Origin of the sequence: Bradyrhizobium sp. BTAi1, assembly GCF_000015165.1 — a bacterium.
Lineage (GTDB): Bacteria > Pseudomonadota > Alphaproteobacteria > Rhizobiales > Xanthobacteraceae > Bradyrhizobium > Bradyrhizobium denitrificans.
Map to the genome: position 1 here is coordinate 3985187 of NC_009485.1, position 24600 is coordinate 4009786.

The following is a 24600-nucleotide window of genomic DNA, read 5'->3' on the forward strand; positions in this document are numbered from 1 at the left end:
AGGCAGCGGCAAGGCAAGTTCCCTTGCGTGCTTCGTTAACGCGCCTTGAATGAGTTTTTACTCAGTTGGCTAGCCACTTACTTGAGAAGTCGCGCGCGGTCCTATACCGGTTGATTGCGACTTCATCTTCGCAGGGCACTGCGATCGGATCTCGGGCAACCTCAAATTCGCGGTCTGCGATGTACCCGACGGTGAAGCACTTCTGCTGGTGCTCACCCAGTGCTCTGTTCTTCACCTTGAATGTGAGCGCGACGAAACCAGCTTCAAGAATCCGATTCTTCCATTTCACCGTTCCATAGTCGCGCAATTCGCTGGCCACGCTTTCAAGTTCCCAGTCGTTGGCAATCTGCTCCAGGTACCATGTCGCCAATGTCGGCCACCACTGCCTCACATAGGTCCTGTCGGCGCGATCGCTCTTCTCCGCAAATTCCTTAATGCGATCCGTTATGAGCTCCTGTAGCCCTCGCGCTAACGCGCCGTTCTCCTTCTGCAGTTTATCTTGCCGATCGCGCTTCTCCTCACCGGATTGCCGCCGTTGGAGTTCGGCGCGCAATTGATCATCCTTTCTCCTCTGATCCAATTGCTGTTCTTCGCGCAACGATCTCGCTTCGGCTTCAGCGACATTCTTCGTCTCCGCCTCAACGTCGACGGCAGTGAACCAAATCGGCAGGACATGATAGTTGAGTTTGTCGCGCTGCAAGCCCGTAATCAAATCGCGCAAGTCCTTGGAAGAGCTATAAATCGCCCCGCACTGACCGCGCTTGGTCGATACAAAGGCGGTCTCGATCGAAGTGGAAATGACCTTCGGCGCGGAGCCAAGCTCAATCTGCAGTCGATCAGCGGCGCGAGTGACAAGGCTCTCATGGGTCTTCTGGTGATCGGAGACCGTTTGACACACGACGGAAGTTCCGTTTGCAATCGAGACGAGACCGAATCCGTCGATGACTCGTTTTTGTAGATCGTTCTCGAGTTGAAGACTCTTGATGCTGTCGGCATTCCTCGCGGCTTGCAACTCGCGGTCGCTCAGGCTCCCAAGCAGCGTGAAAAGACCTCGGTCGACCGCCTTCAGAATGGAGCTCGCAAGATTGGCCGGGAGTGTCGCAAACAGACCTCTGTTGACGGCAACGAGATCGTAGCGCTCCAGCCGATCTGCCGCGCATGGCGATGCTGATATCTCGAACGTACGGACACCTTTCTCGGAGATTTTGGCTTTGAGCTCGGACATGCCGAAGGCGTCGAGGTTGGCGTCATGCAGAAAGCACAATGTTGCGCTGCCGCGGTCGAATACGAGGTCACCGCGGATATTTCTCACCACGCTCGCTTGGCCGCTTTCGTTCACGAGGATCAAGGTTTCATCCAGGGGGCCGTCCACGAGCAGACGGTTACGGTCGGTTGCCGCTGGCAGAGAATTCCGACTTTGTATCGGATGTTTGGCCCGATAGTCGTGGTAGGCCTGTTCGAGGTGCAATTGGGCCAATTCTCGCTCGGATTCGGAAATGGCTTGCTTGAGAGCATTTGTTTCCGGACGGACGAGCACTTCAGACAGGCGTGCTTTCAGTTTGATGAGAGGCTGCACGTTATCGGAGGTAATGTTCCGCTTTGCGTAACTTTCAGAAAAGTCAGAAATTGTTCGCGCCGTATCAGAGAGTTGATCCAGCTCGGCCCTCGCGGATTCCTGGCGCGCTTCTTCCCGAGAAGTTCGAAAGCGCTTGAACTCCGGAATTTCTTCGAGACGACGTTGTAAGGCGGAGAGCGCGTCTGACGTCTTGCTTGGATCTTTGGCGCTTAGCGTCGCCTTTAAAGCGGCGACAAGCGGTCCCACTTCAAGGGGCACCAGGCTGGCGTTCTTTTGCGCGAACTCAGACAAGTCGCTCAGTGTGTTCTCGGCGTTGACGCGCACAGCGTTTGCAGCTTCTTCCCTTTGCTGCTGCCGGATTTCGTCTACCTTTTGCTCGAGTGCATCGATGCCCGCTCGGATTTGCCTTGCGCAGCTCTCAGCGCCTTCTTTGGCAGCGCGGATGGACTCGGATCGTGCCAGCGCCTTCGCGATATCCGTGCCTCGTTGTTGAGCTATTGAATATGCCTCGTCGCGCTCCAGAGAGCGTCGATTGAGGTCCTGCTCGGCGGCAGTCAACGCCGGCCGCAGTCGCTCTAGCTCCTGCTTTATCTCCCGCTGCCGAGCTTTGGTTGATTCTGCTTTGAGTTCGCGCTCGCGCTCAGTGACCTTTTCAGAGATGGCATCCAGCCGAGCCTGACTTTCGGTGACACCATCGCTCAGTTTCTGCACGTCCATCAAGAGCTTTCGGCGCTCGTCGGCTGGCTGTGTGACAGCCGATTGTTGCTTCTCGGCAACCTCCATGTCCCGGTTCAACTGGTTGACCTGCGCGAGTTGAGCGTCCAGCTTGGCACGGTAGGTCTGAGCACTGGAGGAAATGGCGGCAACAGCGATTTCCATGGCTGCCCCAGGCGCTGCAGTTGTGCCTTCCGCGATATGCGCGGTCTGCTTGTTTGTGTCGCCCAAGCACGAAGCTGCAGCTTCCGGCGATGGCGACAATGTCATTGTCAGTCTTACAGCGCCATCTTTGGCTACCTGATTGCTCGGGTCGATCAGCAGAGCATATTGATAGTCTTTTAGCGCGCCATCCATGTTTGAGCCGTAGGCTTCGAGTGCTTTGGCGCGAGAGAGGCGAGACCAGATAAAGTTCGTCTTTAGGGCTATGGCCTTATTCAGTGCTGATACGGCGTTCGCCGCGTCGTTCAGGCCCAAATACGTCGCGCCGAGATTGGCGTAGGCGTAGGAGTATTTTGGGTTCAGATCGATGGCAGTCTTACAATCCGACAGCGCGGATTGATATGCTTGTTTCTGATTGTAGGCGGAGCAGCGGCCATCGAAGGCATCCGCAAGGCGTACTCGGTCGGCGCCTTTCGCGTCGATCACTTTAGTACAGCCGGCGAGCCTCGCTTCAGTGTCAGAAGACTGGCAATCTTTCCAGGGGTCAGGTGGCACCTGCGGCGACAGATTGGCATTCGCCTGTGGACCCACTGTCGGTCGTGTGGCCAGAGTCGATGCATCGATAGCGAAGAAGCGCAGTCGCCCAACCCCACTGGTATCATGGCTTTCTGCCCACACGAAGCCGGGACCGCCGGAGACTCGGTATATGGGAAGGTTCTGACGTATGGACTCTTGGTAGTTTCCTGCGAAATCGACGAGTAAGCCTCCAGGGGCGCGGCCCGAAGCGATCGTCGCGATGGCAGTTGCATCCAGCTGCTCCAGAACGACATCGCCCCAATAGGCGATAACGCCGCTCATTCCGGCCGCACGCTGGGGTCTGGAAATGATGCGAGGCTGCTCGCCGTAGGTCCGCGACAGACGATCGATATCCTCGTTTGCTTCTCCAGGGTCGAAGAAAGCGGGGTCCAGGGAGCGATTCAGGTAGTAAACGCGCCCTTCGTCGGTGTGCAACAGGCTGTACGAAGAAAGGTACTCTCCTCGTGAGGTGCGCTCAGTTCGCTGCTTTTGACACCATGTGAAGCCGGAAAACTGGTCGCTTGGTCGGCATTGGTACTCTTTATAGTTGGCCGTTTCGAACGAAATGGTGCTGCCCAGCGGGACCTTGTCCACTCTATATTTGAAAGGACCGCCGTTGGGCTGAGACAGTTGAGGAACTGCGGGACTGATCCGACCAGGCTCCGGCGCCGGTTGGGATCGGGTGTTCGCCTGCCGTAGCTCGCCCTGGGCGCGGCAGTTTGCGATGACGTCGGAGACTCGCGTGTCTGTTGGGCCAATACCGTTATTCACCAGAACCTGGACGCTGATGCCGCGCTGACGGAGTGTCTCGTCGACGCAGGTCAATGTGATCGGAGGAAGCTTACGCCATTCAGTTTGAGTCGCTTGAACCATCGCCGACTGCATGATGGCGCCAAACATGTTCATCAGGTCTCGCGAACTCTGGGCGAACGACGCGCTTGCAATGGGTCCACATCCAATGATTGTTAAAAAGCCAATGATCGACGCGCTGTGAAACCTGCGCATTGTTGTCACCTAAAGCAAAGCGAACTTCGGATATAATCGAAAAATGACGGCTGCCCAGTTGGGCGTCAATATCAACACTCAGCTAATCTAAGCAGTAGGTTAGCATGGGTGCGCTGCAAGAGGATGTTGACCTTCCGTTCGATGGCGACGTCCGCTCGTTGCGCCAATCCGAGCTTCGTCAATGAGACGGTTCTGTGGTTTCTAAGGTGGACGGTCGGTCAACTGGACAACCGTGCCCATCTGGGACTGGTCCGGCGAGATGGCTGGCTATGGTCGCTCGATCAGGCGAAATTCTCCTGCAATCTCAACGCGACTCACCCTGTCCAGTCCTCCTGCCAAAAATAATCTGCTTTCGATTTTCCGAAGATCATGATTGTATGTCGTGGTCCCGCCTCGGCACGAGGGGCGTATCGCGATCGTCATGACACGCGGGGTGGGATGCGGTGGGCGCCTGGGGTCGCAGCATGGCTTGGCCGTGCGGACGAACGGCTCGGGGCGCACGTCGAAAACGTATGGTCCTGGCATCTCGACGCTGATGCGACGCCGGCGGTGACGATGATCCGCCGGTCACGGGGACAAGACAGCCGATCCCCGGGGAGAGTACGCATAAGACGTCAATCCATCGCGCAGGGAATGCCGGTTGACGGCTGGACCTGTGGTGACTGCCGCCTGCTTTTTTTGCTGCAGGCGGGCCATGGGTTGCGGCCAGCAGCCCGGCATTCCCTGCGCCCTCGCTTTGAAAGAGGGTGACAACGAGATGCAGACCTCGGGCGTTTCATGCCGCGGGAACGACGGCGCATGTCTGGACATCGTCATTGCGAGCGAAGTGAAGCAATCCAGGGTGGTGGGCGGGATTCTGGATTGCGTCGCTTCGCTCGCAATGACGATGGGGAAGCAGCGGCGGGACGCCAATGCATCCGGCGAGCGTCGCTGCAGGCGATCAGCTCTCCGCCGCCGCCGTGCCACCCTTGTAGATGCGGTGATAGCGGCGGCCGAGATTGGTCATAACCTCGTAGCCGATGGTGCCGAAATGATGCGCGAGTTCGTCGACGGTGATGCCTTCGCCGAGCAGGGTGGCGAAGTGGCCGCGGCGGGCGGCCTTGGGCGGCAGGTCGGTCACGTCGACCGCGATCAGGTCCATCGAGACGCGGCCGGCGACGGGGCAGCGCTGGCCGGCGATGACGACGTCGGCGCCGCGGGTGCCGTCATTGGAACTCGCGGCGCGGAAATAGCCGTCGGCATAGCCGGCCGAGAGGATCGCGATCTTCGTCGGACGGCGCGCGGTCCAGGTGCCGCCATAGCCTACCGTGTCGCCGCGGGCGAGGTCGCGCAGCTGCACGATGCGGGCCTTGATCTCGGCGACCGGCTGCATCGGGTTGTCGGCCTCCGGCGTCGGATTGATCCCGTAGAGCGCCGCACCGGGGCGGACCATGTCGAACTGGAAGGCGGCGCCGAGGAAGATGCCGGAGGAGGCGGCCAGCGCTGCGGGCACGCCAGTGAACACGCTGGCGACCTCGCGGAAGAGGCTGAGCTGGCGCGCATTCGACGGGCTGTTGAGCTGCTCGGCCGAAGCGAGATGGCTCATGATGAGGGTGATGCCGTGGTCGCCGCTCTGGATGCGCGGGATCATGCCCTGGGCGTCGGTCGGCGTGAAGCCGAGCCGGTTCATGCCGGTGTCGACATGGATGGCGGCGCCGCCCTTCCAGCCGGTGCGGCGGCAGAACATGTCCCACTCGGCGAGCTCGTTGAGGTCACCGATCACCGGGCGGCAGTTGATCGCGGCGTAGTCTTCGCCGGTGTTCTGGAAGAAGCCGTCGAGCACGTAGAGCGCCGCGCTGTCGGGCAGGGCGGTGCGTGCGACCTTGGCCTCGCTCAGCGTCGCGACGAAGAACGTCTTGCAGCCGGCTGCGGCCAGCGTGCGCGCCACCTGGGGGATGCCGCAGCCATAGGCGTCGGCCTTGATGACGCCGGCGCATTCGGCCGGCACCGCGGTCTTTTCCAGCTTGCGCCAATTGGCGGCGAGCGCGTCGAGATCGATGGTCAGCACGCCGGTTGCGGCGGCGGGCACCAGATCGTCAACCGCCGCTGCCGGCGACTCGACGGGTTTCGGTTCGGGAACACTCATGGGGCGCTTTTACGCGCCGCAGCGCCCCGGTTCAACAGCACACGGTCAATAGTCGTGATGCTGCGGCGGCAGGCCGTCATGCGCGAGATCGCCGAAGCGGGTGACGGAGGCGTCGAAGTGCAGCTCGACCGTGCCGGTCGGACCGTGACGCTGCTTGCCGATGATCACCTCGGCCTTGCCGAGCGCCAGTTCCATTTCGGTCTGCCACTTCTGGTGCTCCTCGGTGCCGGGACGCGGCTCCTTGGCGGCCAGATAGTACTCGCCGCGATACACAAACAGCACGACGTCGGCGTCCTGCTCGATCGAGCCGGATTCACGAAGGTCGGACAGCTGCGGCCGCTTGTCGTCGCGGTTTTCGACCTGGCGCGACAGCTGCGACAGCGCGATGATCGGAACGTTGAGCTCCTTGGCCAGCGCCTTCAGGCTGGTGGTGATCTCGGTGATTTCCTGCACGCGGTTGTCGCTGCCGCGCTTGCCGGAGCCGGCGAGCAGCTGGATGTAGTCGATCACCAGGAGGTCGAGGCCCTTCTGGCGCTTCAGCCGGCGGGCGCGCGCCATCACCTGCGAGATCGAGATGCCGCCGGTTTCGTCGACATAGAACGGCAGCGACTGCAGCTCGATCGAGCATTCGCGCAGCTTCTCGAAATCGGCCTCGGTGATGCCGCCGCGGCGGATGTGGCTGGAGGGAATGCCGCTGCGCTCGGCGATGATACGGGTGGCGAGCTGCTCGCCGCTCATTTCGCACGAGAAGAACCCGACCACGCCGCCCTGGGCGGCCTTGTAGGTGCCGTCCGGCTGCAGTTCCGGCACATAGGCCTGGGCGACGTTGTAGGCGATGTTGGTGGCAAGCGAGGTCTTGCCCATGCCGGGGCGGCCGGCGAGGATGATCAAGTCGGAGTGCTGCAGGCCGCCCATCTTGGCGTCGAGATCGCGCAGGCCAGTCGAGATGCCCGACAGCTTGCCGTCGCGCTGGAAGGCCTTGGCGGCCATGTCGAGCGCGGTGGTCAGCGCCTGCGAGAATTTCTGGAAGCCGCCATCATAGCGTCCGGACTCGGCGAGCTCGTACAGCCGGCGCTCGGCGTCCTCGATCTGGTTGCGCGGCGCGAAGTCGACCGGCGCGTCATAGGCGACGTTGACCATGTCCTCGCCGATGCCGATCAGGTCGCGCCGCAACGACAGATCGTAGATCGTGCGGCCATAATCCTGCGCGTTGATGATCGTGGTCGCCTCGGCCGCGAGGCGCGCGAGATATTGGCCCACGGTCATGCCGCCGAGATCGACATCGGCGGGCAGGAACGTCTTCAAGGTGACGGGCGTCGCGATCTTGCCCATCCGGATCAGGCTGGAGGCGGTCTCGAAGATGGTCTGATGCAGCGGCTCGAAGAAATGCTTCGGCTCGAGGAAGTCGGACACGCGATAAAACGCGTCGTTATTGACCAGAATAGCCCCGAGCAGACCCTGTTCCGCCTCGATGTTGTGAGGAGGGCTGCGGTAGGCCGGTGTCGCCGCGTCAGCCGGCGCCAGCTTGAAGACGTTCGAATCGGTAAGTGCCATGGCAATGTTTAGCAGCTTTGAAGGGGAGGGGATAAAGCGCCAGTCGCGCGCGAAGCGGAAGCGAAAGCTGGCCTCTATTCACTGTCCGGTAAATTTGGTGGATGAATCCGGACTCGCCAGATGACGTGCTTGACGACCTCGCCTGTGGCAAGGCCGGACGTCCCGGAGCGGAACTCCGGGGCATCGACGGAGAGCGGACGGCAGGTCGCAGTCGGGGAGGCGAGAAGGAGGCCGGTGCGCCTTGGCGCGTGGCGGCTGTCGAAAGATCCGCGCGAGGCGTCAGACCAGCAGCAGATAGAGCAGGGCGATGAGGGAGGCGCCCACGCCGGCGGCAATCAGCGCATAATCGGTGCTGAAGTCGGTCTGGGGTTCCAGCATGGCTTGGGTCGGGCTCTTGATCATGCCGGGACAATACGGCCGGGCTTTCCCGGGGTCTGTGAGCCAGTTCACAGATCGAACGATTTGTTCGAAAGTTTGAGATGGATGAGGGACAATTCGTGCGGAAGATGCAGGTTGAAGAACAAGCATCTTGAGATTGAACCAGACGAGGCGTGCGGGACGAGCGGAGACTGCGCGCAGCGCCTCCGCCCGTCGCCACGCCATCGCGGAGCGCAGCGGCGCCCGCTACTCGCCCGCCATCCGCAGCGTTGGACGTGTGCCGCGCTCCAGAGTCCGCAGCCTTGCCTCCTCGCGCTGGATGTAGTCGCGCGTCATCGGCACGATGCCCTGGCGCTTGGTCAGCTGGATCTGGAAGTTCATCATGTTCTGTTTGCGGAATGCCATCTCCGAGGCCGCCAGATAGAACTCCCACATCCGAGCAAAGCGCTCGTCATAGAGCTGCACGGCCTCCTCGCGCCGGGCCAGGAACCGCTCGCGCCAGGCTTTCAGCGTGTCGGCATAATGCAGGCGCAGGATCTCGATGTCGCAGACCAGCAGCCCTGCGCGTTCGATCGCCGGCAACACTTCCGACAAAGCGGGGATGTACCCGCCGGGGAAGATGTATTTGGCGATCCACGGATTGGTGGCATCCGGCCCCTCGGAACGGCCGATCGAGTGCAGCACCATGATGCCGTCGTCGTCCAGCAGCTCGGCGCAGCGGCGGAAGAACGTGTCGTAGAAGGCGACTCCGACATGTTCGAACATGCCGACCGACACGATGCGGTCGAACGTGCCGGGGACGTCGCGGTAATCCTGCAGCAGGAAGCGCGCGGATCCCGACAGGTTGCGTTCCGCCGCTCGGGCATTGGCGACCTGCAGCTGCTCGTTCGACAGGGTCACGCCGGTCACGTCGGCTCCGGTCATTGCAGCCAGATAGAGGCCGAGCCCGCCCCAGCCGCAGCCGATGTCCAGGATGCGATCGTTGCGGTCGATCAGCAGTTTGGCGGCGAGATGCCGCTTCTTGGCAAGCTGGGCATCGTCCAGCGTCGCATCCGGCGTTTCGAAATAGGCGCAGGAATATTGCCGGTCGGCGTCGAGGAACAGCGCGTAGAGCCGGCCGTCGAGGTCGTAATGATGCGCCACGTTCTGGCGCGACCGTCCGCGGATGTTGAGTTGGCCCAGGTGCCGGACCAGATAGCGCAGCCACCATTGCGGCTTGGCCCAGTCGGGCACGGCCGCCGGCTGACTCATGACGATCGCCAGGAAGTCCGCGACCGAGCCCTGCTCGATCACGAAGCTGCCGTCCATAAAGAGCTCGCCGAGCGCCAGTTCGGGGTTCAGCAACACCCTGCGCTCGGCGTCATGGGTGAGAAATCGCGCTGCGACGGGAACGCCGGTTCCATCCCCACAGCGGAATGTCGTGCCATCCGCGGTCGCAAAGCTGATCGACCCGCGGCAAATGAAACGAGACAAAAGACGACGCAGCAAACGGTCCATCCACACCACCCAACGAGCTTATCCCGTGAGATGCTGACTTTCCCGGCTGTCGCACTCGACGCGTTGAGAACCGATTGGTTCCCATTCATCAGGTCGTTATGTTACGCGGCGGGCATATGAATGCCATTGCGTTTGTGACAAAGCGGTTATTCCGAAATCACATCCCGGGCGGAACAGCTGTGGGGCGGGACATCTGTGCGCTTTCATTCCCTCAGCGATCCGCTAAAACGATGCCGCGCGCGGCCGGTGGTTGGCGGATGTCCGTCATGGGACGGCTGGCGGGGTCGAAGGATCGCCGTCGAGGACCGTGGAGCGGCCGCAAGGCGCGCTGTCACGTTCCGCTGATAGCGAGAGGAACACGGCAGCGGATGTCGCGCTGGCGACGCCGTGTGGGGCGAAACGATAGCTGGAGAATGAGGATGGTGGGCCGAGCGCTCAATCTGGCGACGGTGGTGGCTGCGTTCTGCGTGATGTTTGCGGGCGGGGCCGGCGCGCAGGAAAATCTCGACGCGGGCAAGAGTCCCGCTCAGATCTTCAACGGAACCTGCGTGGTCTGCCACAAATCGCCGCGCGGTCTGGCCAAGAACACGTCGGCGAGCTCGTTGCCCGGCTTTTTGCGGCAGCATTATACGACCAGCCCTGAGATGGCTGGCGTGCTCGCCAACTACCTGATCACCAATGGCGCGGCCGATGCGCGCTCCATGGGACATTCGGGCAAGGATGGAAAAGACGGCAAGGAGACGCGGACCGAACGCCGCGCCCGGTCTGCTGTCAGCGCCGAGCCGTCCGAGGCGAAGCCTGACGATGCGGGCGGCCCGGCCGAGCCGCGCCGCCGGTCCGGCCATCACAAGCGGTCCGAGCGCTCGGCGCCGGCCGAAGGCAAGCCCGAGGCGGTTCCCGAGGCCGGCACGGCCCCGGCCGATGGCGACGGCCAGTCTTCGGCCAAGGGCCGGCATGGCAAGCGCAAGAAGCCGGCGCCGCAGGACGGGGCGGCGGCCGACGACCCCCGCAGCGAGCCGACCGGTGCCACGCGTCCTGCCGCCGCGCGCGACGACAATGCCACGCGCTCCGAACCGCCGCGGGTCGCGCCTGCGACCTCGAGCGAGGCGGCGCCGGCACTGCGCGCCGATCCGGTTCCGCCCGTGACCCCGGCCCCCGCGACGACCCAGGCGGTGCCGACGGCTGCGAGCAGCGCCGACGATGCGTCGGCGCCGTCCTCGCCGTCGCGCTGATGCGGGAAACGAAAAGCCCGGCTCGATGAGCCGGGCTTTGTGGTCTTGCGGGGGCGCTCGTCGCGCTTACTGCGCGGTCTCGCCAGCGGCGGCCTCGTCCTCCTGGGCCTCCGGATCGAAGAACTCGCCGGCGGCGGCGATGGCCTCGGCGGCGGCGTCGCGATCCTCCTGGCGGGTCGAGATGTCCTCGCCGCGCTTGATGCGCTCGGCCTCGTCGGCGCTGCGGGCCACCGTCACGGTCACCGAGGTCTCGACCTCCGGATGGATCGCGATGGTGATCTTCTGCTGGCCGATCGCCTTGATCGGGGCGTCGAGCCAGACCTGCGGACGGCTGACGGTGATGCCGTCGGCGGCGAGCGCGACGACGATGTCACGCACCGAGACCGAGCCGAACAGCTGGCCGGATTCGGACGCCTGGCGGATGATGACGATGTCGCGGCCGTCGATCTTCTCGGCCACCTTGGCGGCCTCGCCTTTGGCCTTGATGTTGTTGGCCTCGAGCTCGGCCTTCATGCCCTCATACTTGGCCTTGTTCTCGGCGGTCGCCCGCAGCGCCTTCTTGCGCTTGAGCAGGAAGTTGCGGGCGAACCCGTCCTTGACCTTCACGATCTCGCCCATCTGGCCGAGCTTGGCGACACGTTCCAGCAGAATGACTTCCATCGATGTTCTCCTTGTGATGTTCGGAAGCGGTTGGTGAGAGGTTGAGCTTTTACGGTACCGGCAACGGCGGCGGCTGCCGCGGCCCGAAGCGGTGACGGAGGTCGAAGGCGGCGTCGGCGATCCCCAGCGCGATCATCGCCAGCATCGGCAGCGGCCAGATGAAGGTGAGCATCAATGCGTAGGCGAGGCCGAGCCAGAGCGGGCGGGTTCGCAACGGCAGCGTGAGCGTATGGAGCACGGCCAGGCCGGTGAGGGCGTAGGCGGTCAGCAGTGCAGCGGCCGCGATCCGCGCCAGCAGGCCGACAACCCCGCCAGGGAAGCAGAACGCGATGATCGCGCACAGCGCGGCAAGCGTCATCGGCGGCAGCTTGGTGTCCCGCAGGCGGGGCCAGGGGCGCATCAGGCGGCCGGAAATCGCCGTGATCTTCGCCGCAATCACGACGCTGAGCGCGAGGATCGTCGTCATGATCATCGCGGCCAGGGGAGGCGCCACGATCAGGAAGAATTCGACAAGGCGCGGAATGTCGACCGTATCCGGCGGGACGGCGCTGGTGAACACACGCGAGAGCAGGCGCCTCAGGTCATCGTTGGTGGCCGAGACGTCCGTGCCGAAGGCAAACGCAACGATGAGCGTCGCGATGGCCGCGATCCACAGCAGGATGCTGCCGGGGGGGTACCATTCCACGCCATCCTGCGGCTCGCTCATCGGCCGGCCAAGCAGAACGAGATGGCCGAGCCACCAGGCCGGCAGCGCAATCGTGACGGCAAAGGCGACGCCGCGATCCGCGCCGAAAATGGCCAGCACGGCGGCCATGGCCGCGACACCGCCGATGGCGGCGCAGAGACGTCCCCACGAGATGCCCACGACGATCAGCGGCACCGGCGCAAACAGCGCGAGCAGGATCGACATCGCCGCGCCCGACATGGGAGAGGCAAACATGAGCGCCGAGGCGGCGCCTGCGGCGAGCGCGATGAGAAACAGTCCGATCATCAGCTGTCCCGCTCCCTTCGAGCGGTTAGAGGCCAACTCGCCCCAACTATCGGCGACCGGACGACCCGGAAGCCTTATGCGAATTCTGAGTATTCGAGACGGGAACTCGGCGGCGCAAGGCCGCCGATTCCTGACCGCCGATCAGCGGATGACGTAAGGCAGCAGGCCGAGGAAGCGAGCGCGCTTGATGGCGCGGGCCAGCTCACGCTGCTTCTTGGCAGACACCGCGGTGATGCGGCTCGGCACGATCTTGCCGCGCTCGGAGACGTAGCGCATCAGCAGCTTGGAGTCCTTGTAGTCGATCTTCGGCGCGTTCGGCCCGGAGAACGGGCAGGTCTTGCGGCGGCGGAAGAACGGGCGACGTGCGGGGGCTTCAGCCATTGATCTTACTCCTCGTCCGCAGTTTCTTCGTCACGGGGCCGGCGCGGGCCACGATCGCCACGGTCACCGCGATCGCCACGGAAGCCGCCGCCATCGCGCTCACCGCGGAAGCCGCCGCCGCGGTCGTCGCGCTCACGGTCGCGATCGGCCTTGCGCATCATCGCCGACGGGCCTTCCTCGAGCTCGTCAACGCGGACGCTGAGGTAACGGATGACGTCTTCGCTGATCCGCTCCTGACGCTCGATCTCGGCGATCGCCGCCGACGGCGCGTCGATGTTGAGCAGCACGAAGTGCGCCTTGCGGTTCTTGTTCATGCGGTAGGTGAGGGAACGAACGCCCCAATTCTCAGTCTTGGTGACCTTGCCGCCGAGACCTTCGACGATACCGGTCATCTGAGTCGTCAGTTCTTCCACCTGCTGGGTGCTCGCGTCCTGACGCGCGAGGAAAACATGCTCGTAAAGCGGCATGGCTGTCCTTTCCAAGTTGGCGCAAATCCCGGCGTCAAGCCCTTCGAGCCCTTGTGGAAAGGACTCGCAGACGTCAGCTCAGAAGGCGGGAACACGGGACGACGGGCCGACTGGCCCTGCCACATCAAAGTCGCCTGGAAATCACTGAGATTAGAAAATCGCTGCGATTAGACAGGGAGATTTTGCTGAGACCGTCCGTTCAGCTCCCGGCTCGGGATCCACGGATGGAGCGCCTTATACCGATTTTCGGCCCCAAGGCAAGGGAAAGTGGTCGAATTGCGCCCGTCACGCGCTTGACATCACGGCCTTGGCCAGTGTCTTTCCGGCCAAAGTTACTCAATTCCAGGGATTTTGGAACGTTCAGGGAGCGGCCATGACGGCAGCATTCACTTTTCCGGGGCAAGGGTCCCAGGCCGTCGGCATGGGCAAGGCGTTGGCAGACGCCTTTCCGGTGGCTCGCGCCGTGTTCGAGGAGGTCGATACCGCCCTTGGCGAGAAGCTGACCGCGATCATCTGGGAAGGCCCGGCCGAAACCTTGCAGTTGACGGAAAATGCCCAGCCCGCCCTCATGGCGGTCTCGATGGCGGCCTTGCGGGTGCTCGAGGCCGAGGCCGGGTTCTCGGTCGGCCGTGACGCAGCCTTCGTTGCCGGCCACTCGCTCGGCGAGTATTCGGCGCTGGCGGCAGCCGGCAGCCTCAGCATTGCCGACACCGCCCGCTTGCTGCGGACGCGCGGCCTGGCCATGCAGAAGGCTGTTCCGGTCGGGGTCGGCGCGATGGCCGCGCTGCTCGGGATGGATTACGAGACTGCGGTGGCGGTGGCCGAGGAGGCTGCTCAAGGCGAGGTCTGCCAGGCGGCGAACGACAATGGCGGCGGCCAGGTGGTCGTTTCCGGCAACAAGGCCGCGGTTGATCGCGCTGTCGACATTGCGCGCGCCAAGGGCGCGAAGCGCGCGATGCTGCTGCCGGTCTCGGCGCCGTTCCACTGCAAGCTGATGCAGCCGGCGGCCGACGTCATGGCAGAGGCGCTGTCGAAAGTGACGATCAAGGCGCCGGCGTCGCCGCTGGTGTCGAACGTGCTCGCGGCACCGATCAGCGACCCCGACGAGATTCGCCGTCGGCTGGTCGAGCAGGTCACGGGCACGGTGCGCTGGCGCGAAGCGATCGCCTATATGGCAGGTCAGGGCGTGACGCGCTTTTTCGAGATCGGCGCCGGCAAGGTCCTGAGTGGTCTGGTCAAGCGGATCGCGGATGGTGCGGTCGGCGTCGCGGTCGGCGGTCCGGCGGACATTGCGGCCGCCAAGGACGCGCTGGCCGCGGCCAAAACGGCGTAACCGGCTGCGTGTAGCGGCATTGATGGAGAGTTGAATGTTCGATCTGAGTGGCAGGACCGCGCTGGTCACCGGCGCGACCGGCGGCATCGGCAATGCGATCGCCAAGGCGATGCACGCGCAGGGCGCGACGGTTGCGATTTCCGGCACGCGCCGCGAGGTGCTGGAAACGCTGGCGGGCGAGCTGGGCAGTCGTGTGCATGTGCTGCCCTGCAACCTGTCGGATAGTGCCGAGGTCGAGGCGCTGGTGCCGGCCGCGGAACAGGCCATGGGCCAGGTCGACATTCTCGTGGCCAACGCTGGCATCACGCGTGACAACCTGTTCGTGCAACTGCGTGACGAAGACTGGGACGAGGTCATCAAGGTCAACCTGACCGCGACCTTCCGCCTGTCGCGCGCGGCGACCAAGCTGATGATGCGCAAGCGTTTCGGCCGAATCATCGCGATCACGTCGATCGTCGGCGTGACCGGCAATCCCGGGCAGGGGAATTACACGGCGTCCAAGGCCGGCATCATTGGCATGATCAAGACGCTCGGTGCGGAATATGCCAAGCGTGGCGTGACTGCGAACTGCATTGCGCCTGGCTTCATCAAGACGCCGATGACCGACGCGCTGAACGACAAGCAGCGCGAGACGATCCTGGCCAAGGTGCCTGCGGCGCGACTCGGCACGCCGGAGGATATTGCTGCAGCTGCGGTGTACCTCGCCTCCAACGAGGCGGCCTACGTCACGGGGCAGACCATCCATGTCAACGGCGGCATGGCCATGATCTAAGCGTTTCCCCGGCTCGGAATGCGGCGAAAAGACGTCGCAGTCGACCTCCCGGTCCGAGTCGCCAAGGATTCGCGTGTATGTTAACTGGGCCGCCGATGGGGGCACGAAGAACGCCATTGCAGGATTTCCAAACCCTGTATATTGGCGGGGCGAGCTGCCATCGTTCGCCGGGCCTCCGTCGGCTGGTGCTGCTGATCCGGGTTCCTGTTTGAGCGCTCTGGGTCGGAGGCGTGCCGGACTCGTGGAGTCCTTGAGGATTGGAGTTTGTGAGTGGCCCCGTTTCCGAAGTTTTCGGACCGCAAGTCGTCCGCCAGATTTCGGTAAAGGGGCGCTGCGGGGCAAATCTGGTTTTTCGCGATCGCGAAGGAAGTTTAACGGCCGGGGTGATGCGGATCATCCGGGGGTCGGGTCTTAAAGGAACAAGCACGAGGTTGAACGATGAGTGAGATTGGCGAGCGGGTTAAGAAGATCGTGGTCGAGCACCTTGGTGTCGAGCCCGAGAAAGTGGTCGACAACGCGAGCTTCATTGACGATCTCGGTGCCGACAGCCTCGACACGGTCGAGCTCGTGATGGCCTTCGAGGAAGAGTTCGGTTGCGAGATCCCTGACGACGCCGCGGAGACGATCCTCACCGTCGGCGACGCCACCAAGTTCCTTGAGAAGAACGCCAAGAGCTGATCCTCAGGCGAGCGTTGCGCGAAACCGGCCGGCCCGTCTTGTGCGGCCGACCGGTTTCTTGCTGTTGGCGGCGTCGTAAGGAGTCGTCAGATTGGGCCGGCAGTGCACGATTCGGCTGCACGATCCGGCCAGAACGTGTTGCTCGAAACAATGACCCGAGGTGCGGCGACCGTCATCCGCCGGTCAACAACCGCCCAAGGTCGGGTCTGGAGAAACGAACATGAGGCGGGTTGTCGTCACTGGCCTTGGCATGGTTTCGCCGCTTGGCTGTGGAGTGGAAACGACCTGGCAGCGCATCCTGCAGGGTAAGAGCGGAGCGCGCAAGATCGAGACGTTCGACGTCTCCGATCTGCCGGCCAAGGTGGCTTGCCAGGTGCCGCGTGGTGATGGGACCGACGGCACGTTCAATGCCGACCAGTGGATGGAGCCGAAGGACCAGCGCAAGGTCGACGATTTCATCATCTTCGCGATGGCCGCCGCGCGCCAGGCGCTCGACGATGCCGATTGGCACCCGTCGACGGAAGAGGACCGCTGTGCCACCGGCACCTTGATCGGCTCCGGCATTGGCGGCCTGTCGGGCATCGCCGACACCGCGATTCTCCTCAAGGAGCGTGGTCCGCGGAAGGTGTCGCCCTTCTTCATCCCCGGACGTCTGATCAACCTCGCGTCGGGCTATGTCTCGATCGAGCACGGGCTGAAGGGCCCCAACCATTCGGTGGTCACGGCGTGTTCGACGGGCGCACATGCCATCGGCGACGCCAGCCGTCTGATCGCGCTCGGCGATGCCGACGTCATGGTGGCTGGCGGCACGGAATCGCCGATCTGCCGAATTGGCATGGCCGGCTTCTGCGCGGCGCGGGCGCTGTCCACCGGCTTCAATGAGACGCCGGAGAAGGCTTCGCGTCCCTACGACAAGGATCGCGATGGCTTCGTGATGGGCGAGGGCGCCGGCATCGTGGTGCTCGAGGAATATGAGCACGCAAAGGCGCGCGGCGCCCGGATCTACGCCGAGGTTTGCGGTTACGGGCTATCGGGCGATGCGTATCACATCACCTCGCCATCGCCTGATGGAGACGGCGGTTTCCGCAGCATGAGCGCGGCCATGAAGCGCGCCGGAATCACGGCAGCGGATATCGACTACATCAACGCGCACGGCACCTCGACGCAGGTCGGTGACGAGATCGAACTCGGTGCGGTCGAGCGCCTGCTCGGCAACGCAGCATCGAGGATCTCGATGTCCTCGACCAAATCGTCGATCGGCCATCTGCTCGGCGCTGCGGGGGCCGTCGAAGCGATCTTCAGCATTCTCGCGATTCGGGATAATGTCGCGCCGCCGACGATCAATCTGGAGAACCCGTCGGTCGCGACCGCGATCGACCTCGTGCCGCATAGTGCTCGCAAGCGGGAGATCAACGTGGCGCTGTCGAACTCGTTCGGGTTCGGTGGCACCAATGCTTCGGTGATCTTGCGACGCGTGGTGGGTTAGTGTGGAAGGACGGATGACCGCTGCGACTGCTTGTCGTTTCGTCACGCGGATATCCGACCACAGCCACACTAGAACCCAAGAGTTCGCGTGTCCTCGCAGGACGAGCAGGCTCGATGAGGCACGGAACCGGCCGTCCATGGCCATGAGATCCGGCGAGAACACCTTTTCGCCGCATTCGATGATGAAGCGTGAGGGTGGGCGTAGACGTGACGTCGCCGCGTGGGGAGCGCACGGCGGCGACGAGAGCGACAGCACTGAAGGTTGCATCGATGAGTGAACGGCCGCCCATCTCGCCCCGTAGTCCGCGCGCAGCGCTCGAGCCCGAGCGGGTGCCGCCGCCGCCGCGTCGGTCCGATCGGGCCCGCAATCCGTTCGTCGTCGTCGGCAATGCGATCATCACCCTGCTGCTTCTGGCTATGATCGGAGCGGGGGCTGCGTATTACTACGGACGGCAGATCCTGGAGGCTCCGGGACCGTTGCAGGACGACAAGATCGTCAACATTCCTCAGCGCGCGGGCAAGCGCGACATCGCGGATGTGCTGGCCCGCGAGGGCGTGATCGACGTCAATCCCTGGATCTTCATCGGTGGCGTGTATGCGTTGAAGGCGAGTTCCGACCTCAAGCCCGGCGAGTATGCGTTCCAGAAGAATGCGTCGCTGCGCGACGTGATCGGCGTGATCGTCGAGGGCAAGGTCGTGCAGCATGGGGTCACGATTCCCGAAGGTCTGACCTCCGAGCAGATCGTGGCCCGCCTCTCTGACAACGAGATATTCACCGGCAGTGTCCGTGAAATTCCGCGCGAGGGAACGCTCCTTCCTGAGACCTACAAATTCCCGCGTGGCACGAGTCGCGAGCAGGTCATTCAGCGCATGCAGCAAGCGCAGAAGCGTGTGCTGGCCGAGATCTGGGAGCGCCGCAGCCCTGATTTGCCCGTGCGGACGCCAGAACAGCTGGTGACGCTCGCTTCGATCGTCGAGAAGGAAACCGGCAAGCCCGACGAACGCAGCCGGGTCGCCGCCGTTTTCGTCAATCGCTTGAAGCAGAAGATCAAGCTGCAGTCGGATCCCACGATCATCTACGGCCTCGTCGGAGGCAAGGGGACGCTGGGACGGCCGATCAAGCGCAGCGAAATCACACAGCCTTCGCCGTACAACACCTATGTGATCGAGGGGCTGCCCCCGGGGCCGATCTCAAACCCGGGCCGGGCGTCCCTGGAAGCCACGGCCAACCCGGCGCGGACACGTGACCTCTATTTCGTGGCCGACGGCACCGGTGGTCACGCCTTCACCGAGACCTACGATCTGCATCAGAAGAACGTCGCCAAGCTGCGGGCGATGGAGCGGCAGACCCAGAACGACACGGTCGAGCCTGAGGAGGCGCCGGCGGCCACCGCAGCGGGCGCCGTTGATCCGGCCGCCGCGGCAGCAGCACCGCGTGCGCCGACGGGGGCCAAGAAGCCGCCGGCCAATCGCGCATCGGGCGCTCCGGCGCCTGCTGCGGGCGGCAGGCAGGGCGCGGCGCAATCGAGCCCGCCGGTCGTTCAGCAATAATTGTCCACGCGCCTCGGCCGCGCAGAACCGGGCTTAACATTTGGCCAAAAGGCCGTAAGGTTCGCGCACTTTTGGTGGGGCGAGTCTATCGCCCGTTCCTGATGTGCCGGAGATATTGACGAAATGGCGCTGTCGAGCATGACCGGCTTTGCCCGTAGCCACGGGGCAAGCGGTCCCTACTCGTTCGAGTGGGAGTTGAAGTCCGTCAACGCCAAGGGACTGGACGTCCGCGTGCGGCTGCCGCAGGGCTGGGACGAGGTCGAGGCTTTCGCCAAGAAGCGCGCAACCGAAGTGCTGTCCCGCGGCACTGTCTACGCAAACCTGACCGTCAAGCGCACCGAGACTGGCGCGACGGTTCGCATCAACGAGGACGTTCTGGCGGCCGTGGTCAAGGTGGCGAGCTCGCTGTCGGGTCGGATCGACGCGGTCGCCCCGAGTATCGACGGGCTGCTGTCGATCAAGGGTGTGATCGAGGTGGCCGAGCCGGAGAGCGATGAGGCCGAGGACAAGGCCGCCAAGGAAGCTGCCATCGCCGCTTTCGAGACGGCGCTGAAGCATCTGGTGGAGATGCGTCGCCGCGAGGGAGAATCGCTCGGCCAGATTCTCAATCAGCGTGTCGACGAGATCGAGGCGCTGGCGGGCAGGGCGGAAGCCTCACCCGGACGCAAGCCGGAAGCGATCAAGGCGCGGCTCGCGGAGCAGGTCGCGGCCTTGCTCGAAACCTCCGATCGTTTCGATCCGGACCGCCTGGCGCAAGAGGCGCTGCTGATCGCGGCCAAGGCCGACGTCCGCGAGGAGCTCGATCGTATCGCCTCGCATGTCGCGCAGGCCCGCGAGATGCTCGGCAAGGGCGGGCCGGTCGGGCGCCGGCTCGATTTCCTCGCGCAGGAATTCCACCGCGAGGTCAACACCTGCTGCTCGAAGTCGAACGACATCGAGCTGACCAACACGGGACTCGAGCTGAAGACCGTGGTCGAGCAGTTTCGCGAACAGGTTCAGAATCTGGAGTGATCCATGGCGGCTCACGACGGAAGCTTCGACGGGGTGGAACGGCGCGGTCTGATGTTCGTGCTGTCGTCACCTTCTGGGGCGGGCAAGACGACGCTGTCGCGGCTGCTGATCGAGCGCATGCCGGGCCTGCAGATGTCGGTGTCGGCGACGACACGTCCGATGCGCCCTGGTGAGGTCGATGGACGTGACTATCACTTCGTCGACCGTGCGCGCTTCGAGGAGATGGTCAAGCGCAACGAGCTGCTCGAATGGGCGACCGTGTTCGACAACCGCTACGGCACGCCGCGCGCGCCGGTCGAAGCGGCTCTTTCGGCCGGCCAGGATGTTCTGTTCGACATCGATTGGCAGGGCACGCAACAGCTGCGCGAGAAAGCGCGACAGGATGTCGTCAGCGTGTTCATCCTGCCGCCATCCGCTGCCGATCTCGAGAAGCGGCTGCATACGCGCGCGCAGGATTCCGACGAGGTCATTCGCGGGCGCATGAGCCGGGCCAGCCACGAGATGAGCCACTGGGCCGAGTACGACTACATCGTCATCAACCGCAATGTCGACGACGCCTTTGCCGAAGTGCAGTCGATCCTGAAGGCCGAGCGGCTCAAGCGCGAGCGTCGGACCGGATTGACGACCTTCGTGCGTGAGCTGCAGGGCCAGCTTGAAGGCTGACGCGTGGGCTCAGGCTCGGCGTCCGAGCCGCGCCAGGATGTCCTGAATACCGTCGAGCGACTCATCCTGCTGGATGTTGCGCGGCCGCGGCCGCAACGCCTGAGGGCGCGGAATGAAGTCGAGCGGCGGTGTCGCCGCATCCTCGACCGGAGGCGGGACGAACAGCGCACGTTGCGGCGGTTGGCGTCGTGACGGCTCGCGGACGGCAGGGGCCGGCGGCAGCGAAGGCCGTGATTCCAACATACTCAACAGCTGCGCCGCCGGATCGTCCTGCTCGGTGGCGATCTGCTGCTGCGTCTGTGGTGCGAACGCCTCGTCGCGCGCGTCGGAGCCATCTGCTTCCAGTTCGTCTTGCGCCAACGCGAAGCGGGACTCCAGGAGGTTGATCAAGGCCGCGGCGGGATCGTCGAGGTCAGCGTCGTCGCTGTGAGGCGCCGCGGGCTCCGGCCCGAAGGTCGAGGCGTCCTGCGGCTGCTGGGGTGTCTGCCGCGCCGCATGGGCGCGGAGCGTCTCGATCAGCGCCGCCGCCGGATCCGCGGATGAAGCTGCACTGGCGGCGACCGCGTCGGTGGACATCGCAGGCCTCGGGGGCGCTGCGGCGTGTCCGTTGCGGAGGCGATCGACCACGGACGGCGCTGGCGGCGCGGCCTGCGATGCGCCGATGTGGGCGGCGGGTAAGGCGTCAGCCATTTCGGGCGTGGACGGTTGCGATGCGCGTCGCTTGGCCGCGCGGGACACCAGAAGGGCGGCAATCACCTTCGCCGCATCCACCGGCGCGGCGCCTGGCGTCTGCGACGCGGCATTGCCGGTGCGGGCCTTGCGCAACGCCGATACGATCTCAGCGACATCCACCGGGGCGGGCGGGGGCGCCGGCGCAGCCGGCGCGCCCGTCTGGGACGGTGCCGCAGAAGCGGGGGCCGCGATCTGCGCATCAGGCGCTTGCGCGCCCGGCCAGGTCGCAGCGGGGCGGGTCTGGGCGGACCAGCCCTGGAGGGCCATCTCGGCCGAAGACGCGCTGGCCTTGGCAGCGGCCGCTGGCGGGGCCGCAAACGCGGGCGCTGTTGCTGGCGGGACCGCAGGGGCGATCTGGGCTGAGGGGATCGGCATGTCGGCCGATGTCATCGATCCCTGCGCCATCGATCCCTGGGTCTGGACGCCTTGTGAGAGGACGGCCTGGGCCATCATTGCGGAGTGGCGCCCCGCGGCACGGGCCGCGAGATCATCGGCGGCCTGCCAGACAGCCTCGGCTGGTTGCAGCTTCGGCAACTCGGCTGCCTGATCCCGATCGTGTCGGCTGGGAACGTCGTTCGAATGATCCTGATAGGGGGCGGGCGCCGCGGCTCGGGGCCTCGCGCCGGCCTGATCCTGTGTCGCGGCGGACAGCCGCGCGCTGGCGAGGTCGAGCGCCGATGCCGTCTCCTGGGTCCGAAAGCCGTCGCCCGCGCCAGATCCGTTGCGGGCGCTGCGCTGACCGAAGGCTGGCGCTTTTGCTTTTGTCCGCGGCTTCGCGCGCGAGCGCCGGGTCCGTGCCGCCATTTGCCATTCCGCGCCGCGGCGCCGCTTCCGTCCCATCCGGCTGAGACGGTAGAGGGCGCTGGCCAGCAGGCCGGAGATCGCGAGGGCGCCGAACACCACCAGCATCAGCACGTGGATGGGCGCTTCCGGCTTGGTGGACTTCGACGTCGCCGTCAACGGCCCTTCAGCCGGCGGCGCTGCATTGGAGTCCAGTTCAACGTTATCGTCCGCGGCGATCGCCGCCGCCGGCTGTGAATCGGATATCGCCGGCTCGGTCTGCGGCGGCGGCGAGGACGGCCATGGCGAGGCGTCGAGACTGCGCGGCAGGTTGGCGTCGGAGGCCGTCAATGTGGTCGGCGTGATCGCGACATTCTGCGGCTTCGGCGTGCCACGGATGGCAAGGTCCGTGCGGACACGCGGCTGAGGCGCTTCAGCCAGGGCTTCGGCGTTGGCGCGAGGCGCTGGGCCATCGGTTCGTTTTGCGGTCAGCTTGGGCGGCGCAGGCTGGGCAAAGTCCCAGGGAGCCGGCTGCTGCGGTGTCCGCGGTGGGGCCGCGATGTCACGGGTGTTCCCGTTGGCGTCCTTCAGATACCAGCAGCGCCGATTGGTGCCGCGATCGAAGCGATAGTACCAGCGTTGCGCGTCGGACTTCTCGCCGGTCGGCTCAGTGAGGCAGTCATCCGCAGCGATGGATACGCGCGGCGACACGGCAATCACGACGATTCCGGCTGCAATGGCGAATGCAACTCCTGCCGTTCGGCTTGCCATTGGTGACTCCGGATACGCGACGCAACGGCGCGTTCTCGGAAAGAAGTTAGGTCGCAATGAGCCCCAATTCCGGATTAATTCTGACTGGCCGTTTTCATTGTGGACTGAGGCATTTTTTCCACAAGCAGATCGCCATGCAGGCTCCGCTGCTGGATCACATGGGAGCAGGCTGCGTGCTTGGCTCCACCGCGCGGCCACCATTTGTGGACAAATGAACCGCGTCGATCGATGTCGCACGCAACCCCACCCAGACACCGCTGAGGCTGCTGGATCAGCGCGCGCGACTTCTCCGCTCCGTTCCGCCACGACGGCGCGCTCGCGTTCGGCCGCGCGGCTCCGACCGCGAGCCGACGGCGCTTGTCGTTGCCGATGCTGCTTCGCGCGCGGCTCGGAGCCGCGCGCATACGGCATCTACAATGCGATGGACGGACTCATCAGTTGGTCAGCACCACGCGTCCGACGACATGGCCAGCACGGAGCTCATCGATCCACTTCTGCACGTCGGCCATCGGCGCCTCGCGCATCGGCGGCGGCTTGATCTTGCCGGCGCGGGCCAGGGCCATCAGCTCATGACCTTCGGCGAGCGTGCCGACCATGAAGCCCTCGATGGTCATGCGCTTGTACACCCACTGCACCATCGGCAAGGTGAACTGGCCGCCCATCAGGCCGGACACGACGATCTTGCCGCCGCGAGCCACGACCGACACGGCAAACGCCATCGACTTCTCATTGCCGGCGAAGTCGACGACCTCGTCGAAGCCGCCCTCGGTCTCCTTGAGGATGCGCTTGATCACGTCCGGCTCGGCCGGATCATAGGCTGTGGCCGCCCCGTTCTTCAGCGCGGTGTCGCGCGCGGCAGCCGAGAGATCGGCGACCGAGATCGGCTGCTTGAACATCGCCTGCGCGAACGACAGTCCCATCATGCCGACGCCGCCGAGTCCGATCAGCAGCAAATTGCGCTGCCGCGGCCGGTCGACGAGACGCTTGAGCGCGCCATAGGCCGTGACACCGGAGCACATCAGGGTCGCCGCCTGATTGACCGGCAGCGGATCATATTCGAGCAGGTACTTCGCGTCCGGCACCAGCACGTGGGTGGCGAAGCCACCGTCGATCGAGACTCCGAGGAAACGCTGCTTGGCGCACAAATTCTCGTCGCCATTGGCACAGTCGCGGCACTGGCCGCAGCCGATCCATGGAAACACGGCGCGCCGGGCGCCGATCAGTTCCCTCGGCACGGCGGGTCCGATCTCGTCGACGACACCGGCGATCTCATGTCCGAGCGTAAACGGCAGGGTCATGCCGCGGGTCGTGTCGAGGCGCTTGCCGCCGCCGAGGTCGGCATAGCCGTCCTGGATGTGCAGGTCGGAATGGCACAGGCCGCAGCGTTCGATGCGCACGAGAACTTCCCGGCCCTGCGGCTTCGGTGTCTCGACGATCGTCTCGCACAGCGGTGCATCGAATTTGACGAGCGACTGACGACGCATCAACGCCATGAGAAATCTCCCT

General features: G+C 64.4%; 18 protein-coding genes. 8 read left to right on the forward strand and 10 right to left on the reverse strand.

What is annotated here, in order from left to right:
* Nucleotides 1–61: 61 nt before the first annotated feature.
* From BBTA_RS17835 to BBTA_RS17850, 4 genes are all read right to left on the reverse strand, one after another.
* Nucleotides 62–3934 carry a hypothetical protein gene (locus tag BBTA_RS17835; protein WP_244424450.1) on the reverse strand — a complete coding sequence of 1291 codons (3873 nt, stop codon included), beginning with the start codon at nucleotides 3932–3934 and terminating at the stop codon, nucleotides 62–64.
* Nucleotides 3935–4973: 1039 nt separating this feature from the next.
* Nucleotides 4974–6158 (reverse strand): alanine racemase, encoded by a 1185-nt coding sequence (gene alr / locus BBTA_RS17840; protein ID WP_012043891.1) that lies wholly within the window; start codon nucleotides 6156–6158, stop codon nucleotides 4974–4976.
* Between the two features lie 45 nt (nucleotides 6159–6203).
* Nucleotides 6204–7712: a replicative DNA helicase gene (locus BBTA_RS17845; protein WP_012043892.1), complete on the reverse strand. Its 1509-nt coding sequence runs from the start codon at nucleotides 7710–7712 to the stop codon at nucleotides 6204–6206.
* Nucleotides 7713–8336: 624 nt separating this feature from the next.
* A complete protein-coding gene (locus tag BBTA_RS17850; RefSeq protein ID WP_041750736.1) occupies nucleotides 8337–9587 on the reverse strand; it encodes a cyclopropane-fatty-acyl-phospholipid synthase family protein in 1251 nt (416 codons plus the stop codon).
* A 419-nt stretch (nucleotides 9588–10006) separates the two neighbouring features.
* Between BBTA_RS17850 and BBTA_RS17855 the strand changes: the two genes are divergently transcribed.
* Nucleotides 10007–10819 (forward strand): hypothetical protein, encoded by an 813-nt coding sequence (locus BBTA_RS17855; RefSeq protein ID WP_012043895.1) that lies wholly within the window; start codon nucleotides 10007–10009, stop codon nucleotides 10817–10819.
* Nucleotides 10820–10885: 66 nt separating this feature from the next.
* Here BBTA_RS17855 and rplI read toward each other — a convergent pair whose 3' ends face one another.
* From rplI to rpsF, 4 genes are all read right to left on the reverse strand, one after another.
* Entirely contained in the window at nucleotides 10886–11479 is a 594-nt protein-coding gene (rplI, locus tag BBTA_RS17860; protein WP_012043896.1) for a 50S ribosomal protein L9, read from the reverse strand.
* A 49-nt stretch (nucleotides 11480–11528) separates the two neighbouring features.
* Nucleotides 11529–12470 carry a hypothetical protein gene (locus BBTA_RS17865; protein WP_012043897.1) on the reverse strand — a complete coding sequence of 314 codons (942 nt, stop codon included), beginning with the start codon at nucleotides 12468–12470 and terminating at the stop codon, nucleotides 11529–11531.
* Between the two features lie 141 nt (nucleotides 12471–12611).
* Complete coding sequence (gene rpsR, locus BBTA_RS17870; protein WP_008963441.1) at nucleotides 12612–12851, reverse strand: 30S ribosomal protein S18; 240 nt, start codon at nucleotides 12849–12851, stop codon at nucleotides 12612–12614.
* A gap of 5 nt (nucleotides 12852–12856) precedes the next feature.
* Entirely contained in the window at nucleotides 12857–13318 is a 462-nt protein-coding gene (gene rpsF / locus BBTA_RS17875; protein WP_012043898.1) for a 30S ribosomal protein S6, read from the reverse strand.
* A gap of 373 nt (nucleotides 13319–13691) precedes the next feature.
* Here rpsF and fabD point away from each other — a divergent pair, with 373 nt between their 5' ends.
* From fabD to gmk, 7 genes are all read left to right on the forward strand, one after another.
* Entirely contained in the window at nucleotides 13692–14651 is a 960-nt protein-coding gene (gene fabD / locus BBTA_RS17880; protein WP_012043899.1) for an ACP S-malonyltransferase, read from the forward strand.
* A gap of 34 nt (nucleotides 14652–14685) precedes the next feature.
* Nucleotides 14686–15423: a 3-oxoacyl-[acyl-carrier-protein] reductase gene (fabG, locus tag BBTA_RS17885; RefSeq protein WP_012043900.1), complete on the forward strand. Its 738-nt coding sequence runs from the start codon at nucleotides 14686–14688 to the stop codon at nucleotides 15421–15423.
* A gap of 438 nt (nucleotides 15424–15861) precedes the next feature.
* On the forward strand, nucleotides 15862–16101 hold the full coding sequence (locus tag BBTA_RS17890) for an acyl carrier protein (protein WP_006610957.1): 240 nt from the start codon (nucleotides 15862–15864) through the stop codon (nucleotides 16099–16101).
* A gap of 220 nt (nucleotides 16102–16321) precedes the next feature.
* A complete protein-coding gene (gene fabF, locus BBTA_RS17895) occupies nucleotides 16322–17587 on the forward strand; it encodes a beta-ketoacyl-ACP synthase II (protein ID WP_012043901.1) in 1266 nt (421 codons plus the stop codon).
* A gap of 269 nt (nucleotides 17588–17856) precedes the next feature.
* Nucleotides 17857–19137, forward strand: a complete 1281-nt coding sequence (gene mltG / locus BBTA_RS17900; protein WP_041750737.1) for an endolytic transglycosylase MltG — start codon at nucleotides 17857–17859, stop codon at nucleotides 19135–19137.
* A gap of 123 nt (nucleotides 19138–19260) precedes the next feature.
* A complete protein-coding gene (locus BBTA_RS17905) occupies nucleotides 19261–20148 on the forward strand; it encodes a YicC/YloC family endoribonuclease (protein ID WP_012043903.1) in 888 nt (295 codons plus the stop codon).
* Between the two features lie 3 nt (nucleotides 20149–20151).
* Nucleotides 20152–20811: a guanylate kinase gene (gene gmk, locus BBTA_RS17910; protein WP_012043904.1), complete on the forward strand. Its 660-nt coding sequence runs from the start codon at nucleotides 20152–20154 to the stop codon at nucleotides 20809–20811.
* Nucleotides 20812–20820: 9 nt separating this feature from the next.
* Here gmk and BBTA_RS17915 read toward each other — a convergent pair whose 3' ends face one another.
* Both BBTA_RS17915 and BBTA_RS17925 read right to left on the reverse strand, forming a co-directional pair.
* Nucleotides 20821–23094, reverse strand: a complete 2274-nt coding sequence (locus BBTA_RS17915) for a hypothetical protein (protein ID WP_012043905.1) — start codon at nucleotides 23092–23094, stop codon at nucleotides 20821–20823.
* Nucleotides 23095–23528: 434 nt separating this feature from the next.
* Nucleotides 23529–24587, reverse strand: a complete 1059-nt coding sequence (locus tag BBTA_RS17925; protein ID WP_012043906.1) for an alcohol dehydrogenase — start codon at nucleotides 24585–24587, stop codon at nucleotides 23529–23531.
* Nucleotides 24588–24600 lie beyond the last annotated feature (13 nt).

Coding starts and splice junctions, on each gene's coding strand:
- fabF (WP_012043901.1), top strand. CDS start 16,322: ATGAGGCGGGTTGTCGTCACTGGCCTTGGCATGGTTTCGCCGCTTGGC.
- BBTA_RS17850 (WP_041750736.1), bottom strand. CDS start 9,587: ATGGACCGTTTGCTGCGTCGTCTTTTGTCTCGTTTCATTTGCCGCGGG.
- BBTA_RS17865 (WP_012043897.1), bottom strand. CDS start 12,470: ATGATCGGACTGTTTCTCATCGCGCTCGCCGCAGGCGCCGCCTCGGCG.
- BBTA_RS17915 (WP_012043905.1), bottom strand. CDS start 23,094: ATGGCAAGCCGAACGGCAGGAGTTGCATTCGCCATTGCAGCCGGAATC.
- alr (WP_012043891.1), bottom strand. CDS start 6,158: ATGAGTGTTCCCGAACCGAAACCCGTCGAGTCGCCGGCAGCGGCGGTT.
- fabD (WP_012043899.1), top strand. CDS start 13,692: ATGACGGCAGCATTCACTTTTCCGGGGCAAGGGTCCCAGGCCGTCGGC.
- gmk (WP_012043904.1), top strand. CDS start 20,152: ATGGCGGCTCACGACGGAAGCTTCGACGGGGTGGAACGGCGCGGTCTG.
- BBTA_RS17855 (WP_012043895.1), top strand. CDS start 10,007: ATGGTGGGCCGAGCGCTCAATCTGGCGACGGTGGTGGCTGCGTTCTGC.
- BBTA_RS17845 (WP_012043892.1), bottom strand. CDS start 7,712: ATGGCACTTACCGATTCGAACGTCTTCAAGCTGGCGCCGGCTGACGCG.
- BBTA_RS17925 (WP_012043906.1), bottom strand. CDS start 24,587: ATGGCGTTGATGCGTCGTCAGTCGCTCGTCAAATTCGATGCACCGCTG.
- BBTA_RS17890 (WP_006610957.1), top strand. CDS start 15,862: ATGAGTGAGATTGGCGAGCGGGTTAAGAAGATCGTGGTCGAGCACCTT.
- mltG (WP_041750737.1), top strand. CDS start 17,857: ATGAGTGAACGGCCGCCCATCTCGCCCCGTAGTCCGCGCGCAGCGCTC.
- BBTA_RS17905 (WP_012043903.1), top strand. CDS start 19,261: ATGGCGCTGTCGAGCATGACCGGCTTTGCCCGTAGCCACGGGGCAAGC.
- BBTA_RS17835 (WP_244424450.1), bottom strand. CDS start 3,934: ATGAACATGTTTGGCGCCATCATGCAGTCGGCGATGGTTCAAGCGACT.
- rpsR (WP_008963441.1), bottom strand. CDS start 12,851: ATGGCTGAAGCCCCCGCACGTCGCCCGTTCTTCCGCCGCCGCAAGACC.
- rplI (WP_012043896.1), bottom strand. CDS start 11,479: ATGGAAGTCATTCTGCTGGAACGTGTCGCCAAGCTCGGCCAGATGGGC.
- fabG (WP_012043900.1), top strand. CDS start 14,686: ATGTTCGATCTGAGTGGCAGGACCGCGCTGGTCACCGGCGCGACCGGC.
- rpsF (WP_012043898.1), bottom strand. CDS start 13,318: ATGCCGCTTTACGAGCATGTTTTCCTCGCGCGTCAGGACGCGAGCACC.